Genomic DNA, 13536 nt, shown 5'->3' on the forward strand with positions numbered 1-13536 from the left:
TCCGGCCCGCCGCGGAGGGCCACGATGGAGACATGACCACGAACGACACCCCAGACCCGGACGCTCCGGGTGGTGCCGCCGAAGGCGGCACGGACGGCGCCACGGCGCCGCCACCCCCTCCGTCGCCGCGACCTGCGGGCGACGGGTTCTTCGACTCCGTGCGCCGCATCGGCATCACCCGCTCCGACGACCGCTGGGTCGGAGGCGTCGCCGCCGGCATCGCCGACCGGTTCCGGCTCGACCCGCTCCTCGTGCGCGGCCTGCTGATCCTCAGCTTCTTCGTCGCGGGTGCCGGCCTCGTCCTCTACGGCATCGCGTGGGCGCTGCTCCCCGAGCGCTCGGACGGCAGGATCCACCTGCAGGAGGCGATCCGCGGCACCTTCGACGTCGCCATGGTCGGGGCAGGGGTGACCGTGCTGCTGGGCATGATCTGGGGCAGCGGGTTCTGGCCGTGGTGGGGTGGACCCGCCGAATGGGTCGCCGTGCTGCTGTGGATCGCGTTCTGGGTCGTCGTGGTGTGGCTGATCGTCAAGCTGGTGCGTTCTCGCAGCAGCGCCTCCGGCCCGCCGTCGGGCGGCGTCGCTGCCCCGGGCACCTACCCGACCGACGTGCCGCCGTCGGCCCCTTACCGACAGGAGACCGGCATGAGCCCTTCGGAGCCGTTCAGCCCCGCGCCGCAGGCCCCGTACGTCGCCCCTGCCGCGCCTCCGGCCGGCGGCACCGGTGCGGCCGCCCCCATGCCGCCGGCACCGCCCGCTCCCTACCAGCAGACGGGCGCTCCGCAGTACGCGGCGCCCCCGTCCGTCCCGCCCGTCCCGGCGGCACCGGCGGCACCGCGGCCACGCCGTACCGTCGGCGGAGGGACCGTCAGCGCGGTCGTCGGGCTCGTGCTCCTGGCCGGTGCCGCGCTGCTCGTGGCAGACCGGGTGCTGGGGATCTCCGTGCCGCTGTGGCCCACCTGGGTGGGCAGCGCCGTCGTCGTCATCGGTGCGGGCATCGTCATCGGTGGCCTGCGCGGCCTGCGCGGCGGCTGGCTGACCGTGCTCGCCTGGTTCGGCATCCTCACGGCCGCGACCGTGTGGCCGAACGCCGCCGACGACGGCCCGTTGCCCTGGGAGGACACCCAGATCTCCACGATGTCCGGGACGGCGATCAGCGAAGGAACCGTCACCCCCCGGTCCGTCGCGGCGGCCGAGGACGGCATCCGGGTCCACTTCGGGGAGGCGGACATCGACCTCACCCGGCTCGACCTGTCCGACGTGACCCCGGGCGAACCTGTGGAGGTCCCGATCGACATGACCGCGGGCCGCACGGTCGTGGAGGTCCCGGCCGACACGGCCGTCGCCATCTCCGCCGACGTCAACGCGGGCAGCCTCGTGATCGAGCTCGAGGACGAGCGGACGGTCACGTCCGGATTCACCGGCGGCCCCGCCCACTACGAGACCGACGAGGTCGCCGAGCTCGACGGCCCCGTGCTGCAGCTCGACATCGACGCCCGTGCGGGCGAGATCGTCATCCAGGAGGAACGATGAACAACGACCCCCAGGCACGCCCCGACGGTCCGGAGCGGGACGAGCGCACCGCCGACAGCGCGGTGCCGCCCACCCAGCAGCTCCCGTCCGACGAGGTGCCCGCGACGTCGGCCCTGCCCGCGGCACCGTCGTCGGACGACCCGCTCGCCGTCTTCGACGAGCCGGTCCGCTCCCCCGAGCCTGCGCCGGTGAAGGCCGGGTCGAGCACCAGCGCCGACGACTCAGGTCACGACGCCGGAGCGGGTTCCGATGCCGGTGCGACGGCGGCCGCGGCGCCCCTCGTGCGGACCGGGCCGCGCACCACCACCATCGTGTGGGGACTCATCGTCGTCGCGATCGGTGTCGGCCTGCTCTCCCTCAGCGCCGGCGCGACCATCGACGTCGAGCTCGCCGCGATCCTGGTGCTCGGTGCGGCCGGTCTGCTGCTCGTCGTCGGCTCCGTGGCCGGTGGCGTGCGACGCCGTCGGCAGACCACGGCCTGAGGCCCGTCAGCACGAGGACGGGACGCGAAGCACGAGGCGCGGGCCTCCACCAGACGGTGGGGCCCCGCGCCTCGTGCGGTCCACGAGCCGGTCAGGCGCGCGGCGGCTCGGTCCGGTCCGGCGGCGGCGCGTCCGTGGGACGGGTCGAGTGCCGGGTCGGCGGCGTGGCGTCACCCGCCGGCAGGTCGGCGCCGTGCCGCGGCGGGGCGGACACATCGCCCTGGGACGTGTTGCCCGGCGTCTCGACCGCGACCATCGGTCCCCCGGCGAGACGCCGCAGGGCGGCACCGATCAGGATGAACAACAGCCCCAGCCCGATCACCAGCGCGCACACGCCGAACGCCACGACGGACGTGAACAGCGACGCGCGCAGGAACGACGCGTTCATGACCGTCGCGCGCACCGGATCGTCCTGGTCCAGCTCGGCGTAGGTCGCTCCGCCCGAGGCCTCCAGCGCGTGCCGGTCGATCACGTCCGCCTGCGCGTAGGCCGTCAGCGGACCGGCGACCTGCTGACCGGCGAACATGCTCGCATCGTCGGCCACGGTGATCTGCTCGTCCGCGAGCGTCATCGCGACGACGATCCAGACCACCACGCCCGCGAGGACGAGGAGGATGCCGGCGATGATCGCGATCAGCCCGATCCCGCGGGATCCTCGGGCGGGACTGACGGTGAGGGTGCTCGACATGGGTACGCCTTCCGTGGGGCAACGCTCGAGGTCAGGTCTCCGCCAACCTAGCGCGCCGCACACCGGGAAGCACAGTGGAACCTCAGGTCACAGCGGCCGAGGGACCCTTCGGGCTCACTCCCACTCGATGGTTCCCGGCGGCTTGCTCGTCACGTCGAGGACCACCCGGTTGACCTCGCTCACCTCGTTGGTGATGCGGGTCGAGATCACCGAGAGGACGTCGTAGGGCAGGCGCGTCCAGTCGGCCGTCATCGCGTCCTCGGACGAGACCGGCCGGAGCACGACCGGGTGGCCGTAGGTGCGGCCGTCGCCCTGCACGCCCACCGATCGGACGTCGGCGAGGAGCACGACAGGGCACTGCCAGATGTCGTCGTCCAGGCCCGCCCTGGTCAGCTCGGCGCGAGCGATCGCGTCCGCCTTCCGCAGGGTCTCGAGGCGGTCCGCGGTGATCTCGCCGACGATGCGGATGCCGAGGCCGGGGCCGGGGAACGGCTGGCGAGCGACGATCTCCTCCGGCACGCCGAGCTCGCGCCCGACCGCACGCACCTCGTCCTTGAAGAGCGTGCGCAGTGGCTCCACCAGGTCGAACTGCAGGTCGTCGGGCAGGCCGCCCACGTTGTGGTGGCTCTTGATGTTCGCCGCGCCCTCACCGCCGCCGGACTCCACGACGTCGGGGTAGAGGGTGCCCTGCACCAGGAACTTCACCTGCTCGCCGTGCTCACCGGCGTCCGCGACGATGTCGCGCGCGGCGTCCTCGAACACGCGGATGAACTCGCGGCCGATGATCTTGCGCTTCGTCTCCGGGTCGCTGTGGCCGGCGAGCGCGGCCAGGAAGCGCTGCCGCTCGTCACGCACCACGAGGTTGACGCCGGTGGCGGCCACGAAGTCCCGCTCGACCTGCTCCACCTCGCCCTCGCGCAGCAGACCGTGGTCCACGAACACGCAGGTGAGCTGGTCACCGACCGCCTGCTGCACCAGGGCCGCGGCGACCGAGGAGTCGACGCCGCCGGACAGCCCGCAGATGACGCGCGCGTCGCCCACCTGCGCACGGATCGCGGCGACCTGGTCGGCGATGACGTTCCCCGGCGTCCAGTCGGGCGCGAGCCCGGCGCCGGAGTAGAGGAAGTGCTCCAGCACGGCCTGCCCGTGCGCCGAGTGCTTGACCTCCGGGTGCCACTGCACGCCGTAGAGCCGGCGGCCGGCGTCCTCGAAGGCGGCGACAGGCGACCCGGACGACGTCGCGAGGACGTCGAAGCCCTCCGGCGCGGCGTGCACGGCGTCGCCGTGGCTCATCCAGGTGGTCTGGTGCTCCGGGGTGCCCGCCAGCAGCACGCCGGCCGAGCACACCTCGACCTCGGTGCCGCCGTACTCGCGCGTGCCGGTCTGCGCGACCTTCCCGCCGAGCGCCTGCGCCATCGCCTGGAACCCGTAGCAGATGCCGAGCACCGGCACGCCCGCCTCGAACAGCTCCGGGTCCACGAACGGTGCGCCGGTGGCGTACACCGACGACGGCCCGCCGGACAGGATGATCGCGGCCGGGTCCTTGGCGAGCATCTGCTCGGTGGTGAACGTGTGCGGCACGATCTCGGAGTAGACCTTGGCCTCGCGCACGCGCCGCGCGATGAGCTGCGCGTACTGGGCGCCGAAGTCGACCACGAGGACCGGCCGGGGCGTGGACTCGGGAATGGCGGCGGGTGACGTCACCGCACCAGGATAGTGGCCGGCCGCGAGGCCGAGGGCGCCCGTCCGCCCGTCAGGACGTCGCGTAGGTCACCTCGACCCGGCGGTTCAGCGCCCGGCCCGCCGGGTTGTCGTCGCCGCCGACCTCGTTCTTCGCGACCGGGTCGTCCTCGCCGTGGCCGCGCACCGTGAGCGAGAGGTCGTCCCGCTCGTCCCGCAGGACCGCGGCGACGGCCTTCGCGCGCTGCTCGGACAGCTTGTCGTTGTCCTTGCTCGAGCCGATCGAGTCGGTGTGCCCGTCCACGCCGACCTCGGCGCCGTCGGGGATCTCCCCCGCGAGCTCGGCGACCGCCGCCCGGGCGGGGCCGGTCAGCTCGGCAGACCCGAACTCGAAGAGGAGGTCCGACGTCAGGGTGGTCACGGTGTCGCCCTCCTCCTCGAGGGTCGACTCCAGGGTGGTGGTCGCGTCGTCCGGCCGCAGCGGGAACGTCGAGTCGTCGGCGCGCAGGTCGTGCGTCGCGTCGTCGGCGGCGAGGTCGACGACGGCGGCGGCACGCATGGCGTCCGTGATCTCGGCCTGCTCGAGGCGCGCCCGGTCGGCGGCGAGCTCCTCGGCCGCGTCCTCGACGAGCGCCGGGTCGGGCGTCGCCGCCCCGGCGGTGCCGGCGGCCCCGGCGACGAGGAGGGCGGCGGCGGCCACGACGGCCGTGCTCCGACGTCCCGTCACTCCTGGGCCCCGTCGACGTAGGTGACCGTGGCGTCGGTGAACAGCGGCAGACCCTCGCCCGGGGCGACGTCGACCGTCGCGGGCTCGCCCTCCGGGGCGGGCAGGACCGCCCAGGCCTCGATCGTGCCGTGGTTCGGGAACTTGAAGCTGATGTTCTCCAGCGGCGAGACGAGCATCGACTTCGAACACTTCAGCCGCTCCAGGTTCTCGTCGGCGACGTCCGCCGTGTCCGCCTGCCAGGCACCCTCGGTGCAGTACGGCTTGTAGGCCTTGAGCGCGTCGCCGTCGGTGACGGTCGTCGCCGGGACCACACCCAGGTCGTAGTAGCTCGCCCCGGCGTCGTCCGGCGCGTCGTCGTCGTCCCAGCGCAGCGCCCACCGCACGGTCATGTTCTCGCTGCCCACCTCCACGGCTCGCAGGGTGACCGTCACGTCGCCGCCCCGAGCGGTCCCCGCGCCATGGGGGGTGGAGATGGTCTGCTCGCCCATGACCTGGTCCGCGACCGACGCGGTGCCCGGGTCCGCCGGGGCGTCGGCCGGCGCGGCGCCCGAGGTGTCCGCGGTCTCCTCCTGGGCCGCCCCGGCCGCGTCGCCGGATGCCGGGTCGTCCGTGGTGCACGCCGTGAGTCCGACGACGGCGGCGATCAGCGTAGCGGCGAGGAGGGGACGAGGTCTCATGGTGCTCCTTGGTCTGAGAGGTCGGACGTGATCCTGCCACGACCCTCAGCGGGCGCCGTACCGCTGCTCGAGCGCGGTCAGCTTCGCCTCCGCCTCGGCGTGCACCTTCTTCTCCAGGACGAAGGACATGACGGGCACCACGCCGGCGATCACCATCGTCACGAGCCGTCCGTACCCCCAGCGCATCTTCGCCCAGAGGTCCAGCACGGTAACGAGGTAGACCACGTACACCCAGCCGTGCGCGAACGGCACCCAGCCCAGGTACGCCATGACGCCGTCGACGTCCACGAAGTGCCCGACCACATACTTGATGGTCAGCTCCACGCAGAGCACGAGCAGCATGGTGCCGGTCACCAGCGCCAGCCAGCGGTAGCGCGCCAGCGACCCGCGCGCCTTGCGGATCGCGGTGGCGGCCTGCTCGGAGGTGGACGTCGGGGCGGTGGGCTCGGGGGCGGAGGTCACCCCACGATGGTAGGCGGGAAAATGCGGTGCTCGATGTCAGCAGGGCGTCCTACTCTCAACAACTGTGCGACCCCTCCCCCTGCCCGACCCGGGCAACCCTCCCCTGACGTCCGCGTCACGGCTGCTCACCTGGCAGGCGTGGCGTCAGCGTGACGTCCTGCTCCGGTCGATGGCCGTGGGCACCGTCTCCATGCTGGCCGCAGGCAGCTCACCCCTGCTCCTCGGCCAGGCCGTCGACTCCGGCCTGGCCTCAGGGTTCGGCAGCGAGCTGCTCCTCTGGTGCGGGTGGATGCTGGTCGCCGCCGCGACCATCGTCGTCTCCGGCGTCTTCAGCCACACGTGGGACGTCGAGAACTGGCTGCGGGCCGCGTTCTCGTTCTCCGGCCTCGTCGGGGAGAAGGCCACCCGAGCCGGCCAGGCGATCACCCAGCGGCTGCCCACCGGCGAGGTCGTCGCCGCGGTCGCCAACGACGCGCTGCGGGTGGGCGACATGTTCGCCATGGCCGGACGCTTCACGGGCGGCGTGGTCACGTACGCGGTGGTCGCGGCCTACATGCTCTCCCAGGACCTCACCCTCGGGCTGGTCCTGGCGCTCGGCGTTCCCGTCGTCGCGGCGGTCCTCGCGCTGCTGGTCCGCCCGCTGCAGGCGCGCCAGCGCGTGCACCGCGAGTCCACCGGACGCCTGACCGCGCTCGGTGCCGACACCGTCTCCGGCCTCCGGATCCTGCGGGGCATCGGTGGCGAGGAGGTCTTCGCGGGTCGGTACGCCCGGCAGTCGCAGGAGGTCCGCCGGCGTGGCGTGCGCGTCGCCGCCGTGCAGTCCGTCCTCGACGGCCTGCAGGTCCTCCTGCCCGGGCTGCTGATGGCGCTCGTGCTGTGGCTCGGCGCCCGCGCCGTGGTGCGCGGCGACCTCACGAGCGGCCAGCTCGTCACGTTCTACGGCTACGCGGCGTTCCTCGCCTGGCCGGTGCAGATGGCCACCCAGATGCTGCAGATGACCACGAACGCCCTGGTCTCGGGCCGCAAGATCCTCGACGTCCTGCGGGTGACCGAGGCGACGCCGCAGCCGTCGACCCCGGCGCCCGCGCCGCCGTCGGGCAGCGAGCTCGTGGACACCACGAGCGGGCTCGTCCTGCGCCCCGGCCGGGTGGTCGGCCTCGTCTGCGCCGACCCGGACGTCTCGGCGCGGCTCGCGACACGGCTCGGCCGGGTCGACGACGCCGTCGAGGCCGGCACGCCCGTGACCCTCGGCGGGGTGCGGCTCACCGCGCTGGACAAGGAGACGCTGCGGCACCGCGTGGTCGTGGCGGAGGCAACCGGGCACCTGTTCTCGGGAATCCTCGGCGAGGAGCTCGACGCGCGCGGACGTGCGACGGAGGCCGAGCTCATGGCCGCCGTCCTGGTCGCGGACGCCCACGACGTGCTCGACTCCGTGCCCGCAGGCCTGGCCGGCGAGCTGCCCGAGAAGGGCCGGTCCTTGTCCGGCGGGCAGCGCCAGCGCGTGGCCCTCGCCCGTGCCCTGCTGACCGATCCGGAGATCCTGGTGCTGGTCGAACCCACCAGCGCCGTGGACGCGCACACCGAGGCGCGGATCGCCGCCCGGGTCGCCGAGGCGCGGCGCGGACGCACCACCCTCGTCGTCACGGCGAGCCCGCTCGTGCTCGACCACGTCGACGAGGTCGTGCTGCTCTCGACCTGCGGGTCCGTCGTCACCTCCGGCGCCCACGGCGAGCTGCTCGCCCGGGCGGACGACGACGGCGCCGCCTACCGCTCCGTCGTCGGCCGCAGCATGGACGAGGAGACCGCGACGACCGCCGCACCCGACGGCCGTGACCCCACCCTGGAAGGAGCCGCGCGATGAGCGCCACCCGTGTGCCGCCGTCCGCGGCCGACCCCCGCCGCCTGCCCGTGGCCGACGGCGGCGAGGTCAAGCGCACCGTCGGACGTCTGTTCCGCCGCCACCGGGGTGAGCTGGGCGGTGTCGCCGTGCTGCACACCGTGGCGGCGGTCGCCGGGCTCGCCGGCCCGTTCCTGCTGGGCCGGTTCATCGACGAGGTCGCGGGCGGGACCACGCTGGCCCGCGTCGACACCCTCGCCCTGATCCTCGTGGCTGCCGTGCTCGTCCAGGCCGTGGTGACCCGGTTCGCGCAGCGGCTGTCGATGATCTTCGGCGAACGGGTCTTCGCCGAGCTCCGCGAGGAGTTCATGGACACCGTCACCCGGCTGCCCCTGTCCACCGTGGAGAAGGCCGGGACGGGCGACCTCGTGGCCCGCACCACCAACGACGTCAACAAGCTGCAGCACGCGGTCCGCTTCGGCGTGCCACGGGTGCTGGTGTGCGTCGTGACCATCGGTCTCACCCTGGTCGCGTCGTTCCTCACCGACCCCGTCGTGGCGCTCGGGATCCTCGTCGGCGTGCCGGTCATCTGGGTCGCCACCCGGTGGTACCTGCGCCGGGCCACGCCGGGCTACCTGCGCGAGTCCGCGGCCTACGCCACCCTCAACGGCACCATCACCGAGGCCGTCGAGGGCGCCCGCACCACGGACGTCCTGTGGCTCGGGTCCCGGGTGCGCCGCCGGCTGCGCCGCGACCTGTCGGAGGCGTTCGCCGCCGAGAGCTACACGCTCGGCCTGCGGCTGCGGCTCATCCCCTCGCTCGACGCCGCCGTGGCGGTCGCGCCGATCTCCGTCGTCCTCTGGGGCGCCTGGCTCGCCTCGCAGGACCTCGCGAGCGTCGGCACCGTCGCGACCGTCGCGCTGTACGCCTACCAGATGGGCGGGCCCGTCTTCGACCTCGTGTTCTGGCTCGACGAGCTGCAGGTCGCCGCCGTCGCGCTCGCCCGCGTCGTCGGCGTCGGCCTGGTCGGGCCGGACCGCGTCGCCTCGGGCGAGGTCCCGGCCTCCGAGAAGGTGCACGCCCACGACGTGCGGTACGCCTACCGCGAGGGGCACGACGTGCTGCACGGGATCTCGGTGGACCTGCGGCCGGGCGAACGGCTCGCCGTCGTCGGGCCGTCCGGCGCGGGCAAGTCGACGCTCGGACGCATGCTGTCCGGCGTCCACCCACCCACCGGCGGCTCGGTGACGGTCGGCGGCGTCCCGCTGGTCGACCTGCCGCTGGAGGACCTGCGCGGCCACGTCGCGCTGGTGACCCAGGAGCACCACGTGTTCGTCGGGACCCTCGCGGAGAACCTCCGGCTGGCGGACACCACCGCCCCCGATGACGCGTTGCGGCGTGCTCTCGAGGCCGTCGACGCGCAGGCCTGGGCCGACGCCCTGCCCGCCGGGCTCGACACCGAGATCGGCTCCGGCGGGCACCCGCTGAGCCCGGCGCAGGCGCAGCAGGTCGCGCTGGCCCGGCTCGTGCTGCTCGACCCGCACACGCTGGTGCTCGACGAGGCCACGTCGCTGCTCGACCCGCGCGCGGCCCGGCACCTGGAGCGCTCGCTCAACGCCGTGCTGACCGGCCGGACCGTCGTGGCGATCGCGCACCGGCTGCACACCGCGCACGACGCCGACCGCGTCGCCGTCGTCGACGCGGGCCGGATCGCCGAGATCGGGCCGCACGACGAGCTGGTGGCGGCCGATGGCGACTACGCACGGCTCTGGCACTCGTGGCAGCACGACGGAACGACCTCGTAGGGTCGAGGCGTGAGCAGCACCGACCCGACCGCCCCGTCCCTCCCGCCGCTCGTCGCGCCCGGCCGCGAGCTGACCGCCGAGCAGATCAGCCGGTTCGCCCGGCACCTGTCCCTGCCCGGGATCGGTGTCGAGGGCCAACGGCGGCTCGCGGCGGCTCGGGTGCTGGTGATCGGTGCCGGTGGCCTCGGCAGCCCCGCGCTGCTCTACCTCGCGGCGGGAGGCGTCGGCACGCTGGGCGTGGTGGACGACGACGTCGTGGAGACCTCGAACCTGCAGCGCCAGGTCCTGCACGGCACCGGCGACGTGGGGCGGTCCAAGACGGCTTCCGCCCGCGAGGCCGTGGCCGACGTCGCCCCGCACGTCACCGTCATCGAGCACCGCGAGCGCCTGACCTCCGCCAACGCGGTCGACCTGCTGCGGGGCTACGACCTCGTGCTGGACGGGGCGGACAACTTCGCGACGCGCTACCTGGTGTCGGACGCGGCGGAGATCGCGGGCGTCCCCGTCGTCTGGGGCGGCATCTACCGCTACCAGGGCCAGGTCGCGACGTTCTGGGCGGCGCCGCCCGGGGACGGCGGCGCGCCGGAGGGCGTGACGTACCGCGACGTCTTCCCCGAGCCGCCGCCGGCCGCGCTGGCCCCTGACTGCGCCACCGGCGGGGTGCTCGGTGCGATGTGCGGCACGATCGGGTCGGTCATGGCGACCGAGGCGATCAAGCTGATCACCGGCGCCGGCCGCACGCTGCTCGGGCGGCTCGCGGTCTACGACTCGTTCGACCTCACCTGGCGCCACCTGGACGTCCGCCCGGACCCGTCGCGGGAACCGGTGACCACCCTGCCCGACGACGCCGCGTACGCCACGTTCTGCGGGCTGACCCCGGCCGAGGTCCCCGACCAGGATCCCGTCACCCCCGCAGCGGTGGCTGCCCTGCGGGCGGCCGCGGCAGCCGGCGACGGCGCCGATCCGTACATCGTGGACGTGCGTGAACCGTGGGAGGTGGAGATCGCGTCCGTCGCCGGGGCGGACCACGTCAACCTGGGCGAGCTGCTCGGCCCGGCCCGGGACGACGCCGTCGTCCACGTGGCCGCCCGTGCCCAGGGACGCCCGGTGCACGTGCTGTGCAAGGTGGGCGGTCGCGCCTCGCGGGCCGCTGCGGTGCTCCGCGACGCAGGGCTGCCGGCGCGCGTGATTGCCGGCGGCATCCTCGCGTGGTCCCGCGACGTGGACCCGTCCGTCCCCGTGTACTGACCGGCCGCGTTCGGCAGTTCCAGCCCTGTTCGGCAGTTCAAGGTGCCGAACAAGGCAGGAACTGCCGAACAGGGCGACGTCAGAGGGCCAGGTCGAGCCGCCCCTCCGGCGACGACGACGCCAGCGCGCGCTCGCGCCGCGGGATCCGACCGGCACCGACCGCCAGGTGCCCCGCCTCGACGGCCAGCCGCATGGCCCGGGCCATCTGCACCGGATCCACGGCCCGCGTGACGGCGGTGGCGAGCAGCACCCCGTCGCAGCCGAGCTCCATCGCGAGCGCGGCGTCCGATGCCGTCCCGATCCCCGCGTCGAGGATCACCGGCACGGAGGCGGCCGCCGCGATCGCCTCGATGTTGCGCGGGTTGAGGATGCCGAGACCCGACCCGATGGGCGCCCCCAGCGGCATGACGGCGGCGCACCCGACGTCCTCCAGGCGCCGCGCCACGATCGGGTCGTCCCCGCAGTAGGGCAGCACGGTGAAGCCGTCGCGCACCAGCTCCTCGGCGGCCTCCACGAGACCAAGGGGCTCGGGCAGGAGCGTGACGTCGTCCGCGATCACCTCCAGCTTGACCCAGTCGGTGCCGCACGCCTCGCGGGCGAGCTGCGCGGTCAGCACGGCCTCCCGCACCGAGAAGCAGCCGGCGGTGTTCGGCAGCGCGCGGATCCCCAGCCGGTCCAGCAGCCCCCACATCGAGGTGTCACCGGCTGCCGCGCCCGGCGTCGGCCGTGCCACCCTCCGCATCGCGACCGTGGTGAGCTCGGTCCCGGACGCGACCAGCGCGTCCTCCAGCGCCAGCAGGCTCGGTGCGCCGCCCGTGCCCATCACGAGGCGGGAGCCGAGCTCGACGCCGGCGATCGTCAGCACGCCGCTCACCCGCCCTGCACCGCGGTGACGACCTCGACGCGCGCCCCGGGACCCACGGTGGTGGACTCCCACGCGCCACGCGGCACGACGGCGTCGTCGAGCGCGACGGCGACGCCCTGCGGCACGCCGTCGACGACGGAGCCCGGCACCAGGCGTGCGACGAGGTCGGTCACGGGCACCGGCGCGTCCAGCGGGTAGGGCTCGCCGTTCACGACAGCGTGCGGGGCTGGCAGGGTCTCGGCCATCTCAGGCTCCTTCGAGGACGGGGGCGAAACGGTCGGGGTCGGCGACGCGCAGGGCGTCCGGCAGGGCGGCACCGGTCAGACCGGCGACGACGGCCTCGGCCGTCAGCGGTGCGAGGAGCACCCCGCCACGATGGTGGCCCGTCGCCAGGTGCAGGCCCGGCGTGGCCGTCGGCCCCACGAGCGGCAGGTTGTCGGGGGTGGCGGGTCGCGCCCGCAGCGTCGCCTCGACGAAGGCGGCCTCGTCGAGGGCCGGCACCAGCGCCCGGGCGTCCCGCAGCAGCGCGAACACTCCCCCGGCCGACGGGCGGTGGTCGTCCGGGCCCTCCTCGCTGGTGGCGCCGACGACGACCTCCCGGTGCTCCGCCGTCGTCCCCGGACCTGATCCCGTCCCGGGCTCCCGCGGCACCACGTAGACCGGGCGGCCCTGCACCCGGCCGCGCACGACGTGCCCGGGAGCGGACCCGGGCGGAGCGTCGAGCCGGAGCGTCTGGCCCCGCACCGGCCGGACGGGCACGTCGACCAGCTCGCCGGACCGCCACCCGGCGGCCAGGACCACCGCCCCGGCCCGGTGCAGCGTGCCCGCCTCGTCGAGGACACCGACGACGGCGCCCCGGTCGCGTTCGAGGCGCACGGCGGCACGCTGGACGACGGCGGCACGGGGGTGGGCGTGCAGGGCGACGTCGAGCGCGGCCCTGGTCGCGCGCGGGTCGGCGACGTGGTCGCCCGGCACCCAGGCGGCTCCGGCGACGTGGTGCCCGAGGAGCGGTTCGCGGCGCCGTGCCTGGGCACCGGTGAGCTCGTCCGGCTGCACGCCGAGCTCGGCGTGCAGGGCGAGCCAGCGCCGCAGGTGCGCGACGTCGTCGGCGTCGTAGGCCGCCACCAGCGTGCCCGTCTCGCGCAGCCCCGAGCCGAGGCCCGTCGCGCGCAGGAGGTCAGCCGCGAAGCGGGGCCATGCGGCGAGGCCGGCCAGGCCCAGACGGGCGAGGGCGGACTCGCCGAACCACGACTCGCTGACCGGTGCGAGCATCCCGGCGGCGGCGTGCGTGGCGCCGTCCCCCGGGCTCGGGTCGAGCAGGACGACCGTCAGACCGGCCTCGACGGCGCGCCAGGCGACCGCCGTACCGACGATGCCACCGCCGACGACCACGACGTCCGGCAGCGTCCCAGGCGTTCTCATGCGTGCTCCCTTCGCTGGCATGACCCAGATCAGGTTCGACGGTCGGCGGACCTCGCCCTCTCAGCCCCGACGGGGCTCCCGTGCTGCGGCCACTGTACTGCCGCGTGGTTA

The 13536-nt window shown here is 74.5% G+C and carries 13 protein-coding genes and 1 riboswitch; of the genes, 5 read left to right on the top strand and 8 right to left on the bottom strand.

Features of this window, described 5'->3' with window-relative positions:
• Window positions 1-32 precede the first annotated feature (32 nt).
• Window positions 33-1532, top strand: coding sequence for a PspC domain-containing protein (locus ACWAT2_RS06380; RefSeq protein ID WP_402372324.1), 1500 nt, complete (start codon window positions 33-35; stop codon window positions 1530-1532).
• The gene (locus ACWAT2_RS06385) at window positions 1529-2014 is read left to right on the top strand and encodes a hypothetical protein (protein ID WP_402372325.1); all 486 of its coding nucleotides are present in this window, start codon (window positions 1529-1531) and stop codon (window positions 2012-2014) included. The genes ACWAT2_RS06380 and ACWAT2_RS06385 overlap by 4 nt, the downstream gene beginning before the upstream one ends.
• Window positions 2015-2105: 91 nt before the next feature.
• On the opposite strand, the gene ACWAT2_RS06390 is transcribed toward ACWAT2_RS06385, so the two are convergent.
• From ACWAT2_RS06390 to ACWAT2_RS06410, 5 genes are all read right to left on the bottom strand, one after another.
• A complete protein-coding gene (locus ACWAT2_RS06390) occupies window positions 2106-2702 on the bottom strand; it encodes an aromatic ring-opening dioxygenase LigA (protein ID WP_402372326.1) in 597 nt (198 codons plus the stop codon).
• A 114-nt stretch (window positions 2703-2816) separates the two neighbouring features.
• A complete protein-coding gene (gene guaA, locus ACWAT2_RS06395) occupies window positions 2817-4406 on the bottom strand; it encodes a glutamine-hydrolyzing GMP synthase (protein WP_402372327.1) in 1590 nt (529 codons plus the stop codon).
• A 49-nt stretch (window positions 4407-4455) separates the two neighbouring features.
• Window positions 4456-5082, bottom strand: a complete 627-nt coding sequence (locus ACWAT2_RS06400) for an OmpA family protein (RefSeq protein ID WP_402372328.1) — start codon at window positions 5080-5082, stop codon at window positions 4456-4458.
• A 23-nt stretch (window positions 5083-5105) separates the two neighbouring features.
• Entirely contained in the window at window positions 5106-5786 is a 681-nt protein-coding gene (locus ACWAT2_RS06405; RefSeq protein ID WP_402372330.1) for a hypothetical protein, read from the bottom strand.
• Window positions 5787-5831: 45 nt separating this feature from the next.
• Complete coding sequence (locus ACWAT2_RS06410; protein WP_402372332.1) at window positions 5832-6248, bottom strand: DUF3817 domain-containing protein; 417 nt, start codon at window positions 6246-6248, stop codon at window positions 5832-5834.
• Between the two features lie 64 nt (window positions 6249-6312).
• Between ACWAT2_RS06410 and ACWAT2_RS06415 the strand changes: the two genes are divergently transcribed.
• From ACWAT2_RS06415 to ACWAT2_RS06425, 3 genes are read left to right on the top strand one after another with little or no spacing between them, the layout of a single operon-like run.
• Window positions 6313-8109, top strand: a complete 1797-nt coding sequence (locus tag ACWAT2_RS06415) for an ABC transporter ATP-binding protein (RefSeq protein WP_402372333.1) — start codon at window positions 6313-6315, stop codon at window positions 8107-8109.
• A complete protein-coding gene (locus ACWAT2_RS06420) occupies window positions 8106-9890 on the top strand; it encodes an ABC transporter ATP-binding protein (protein WP_402372335.1) in 1785 nt (594 codons plus the stop codon). The genes ACWAT2_RS06415 and ACWAT2_RS06420 overlap by 4 nt, the downstream gene beginning before the upstream one ends.
• A 9-nt stretch (window positions 9891-9899) precedes the next feature.
• The gene (locus ACWAT2_RS06425) at window positions 9900-11138 is read left to right on the top strand and encodes a ThiF family adenylyltransferase (RefSeq protein ID WP_402372337.1); all 1239 of its coding nucleotides are present in this window, start codon (window positions 9900-9902) and stop codon (window positions 11136-11138) included.
• Window positions 11139-11217: 79 nt separating this feature from the next.
• Here ACWAT2_RS06425 and ACWAT2_RS06430 read toward each other — a convergent pair whose 3' ends face one another.
• From ACWAT2_RS06430 to thiO, 3 genes are all read right to left on the bottom strand, one after another.
• On the bottom strand, window positions 11218-12012 hold the full coding sequence (locus tag ACWAT2_RS06430; protein WP_402372339.1) for a thiazole synthase: 795 nt from the start codon (window positions 12010-12012) through the stop codon (window positions 11218-11220).
• The gene (thiS, locus tag ACWAT2_RS06435; protein WP_402372341.1) at window positions 12009-12248 is read right to left on the bottom strand and encodes a sulfur carrier protein ThiS; all 240 of its coding nucleotides are present in this window, start codon (window positions 12246-12248) and stop codon (window positions 12009-12011) included. The genes ACWAT2_RS06430 and thiS overlap by 4 nt, the downstream gene beginning before the upstream one ends.
• A 1-nt stretch (window position 12249) precedes the next feature.
• Window positions 12250-13425 (bottom strand): glycine oxidase ThiO, encoded by a 1176-nt coding sequence (gene thiO / locus ACWAT2_RS06440; RefSeq protein ID WP_402372343.1) that lies wholly within the window; start codon window positions 13423-13425, stop codon window positions 12250-12252.
• Window positions 13414-13517, bottom strand: a riboswitch (TPP riboswitch). (Overlaps the previous gene by 12 nt.)
• Window positions 13518-13536: the final 19 nt, after the last annotated feature.

The organism is Isoptericola sp. GX10416, assembly GCF_056590155.1.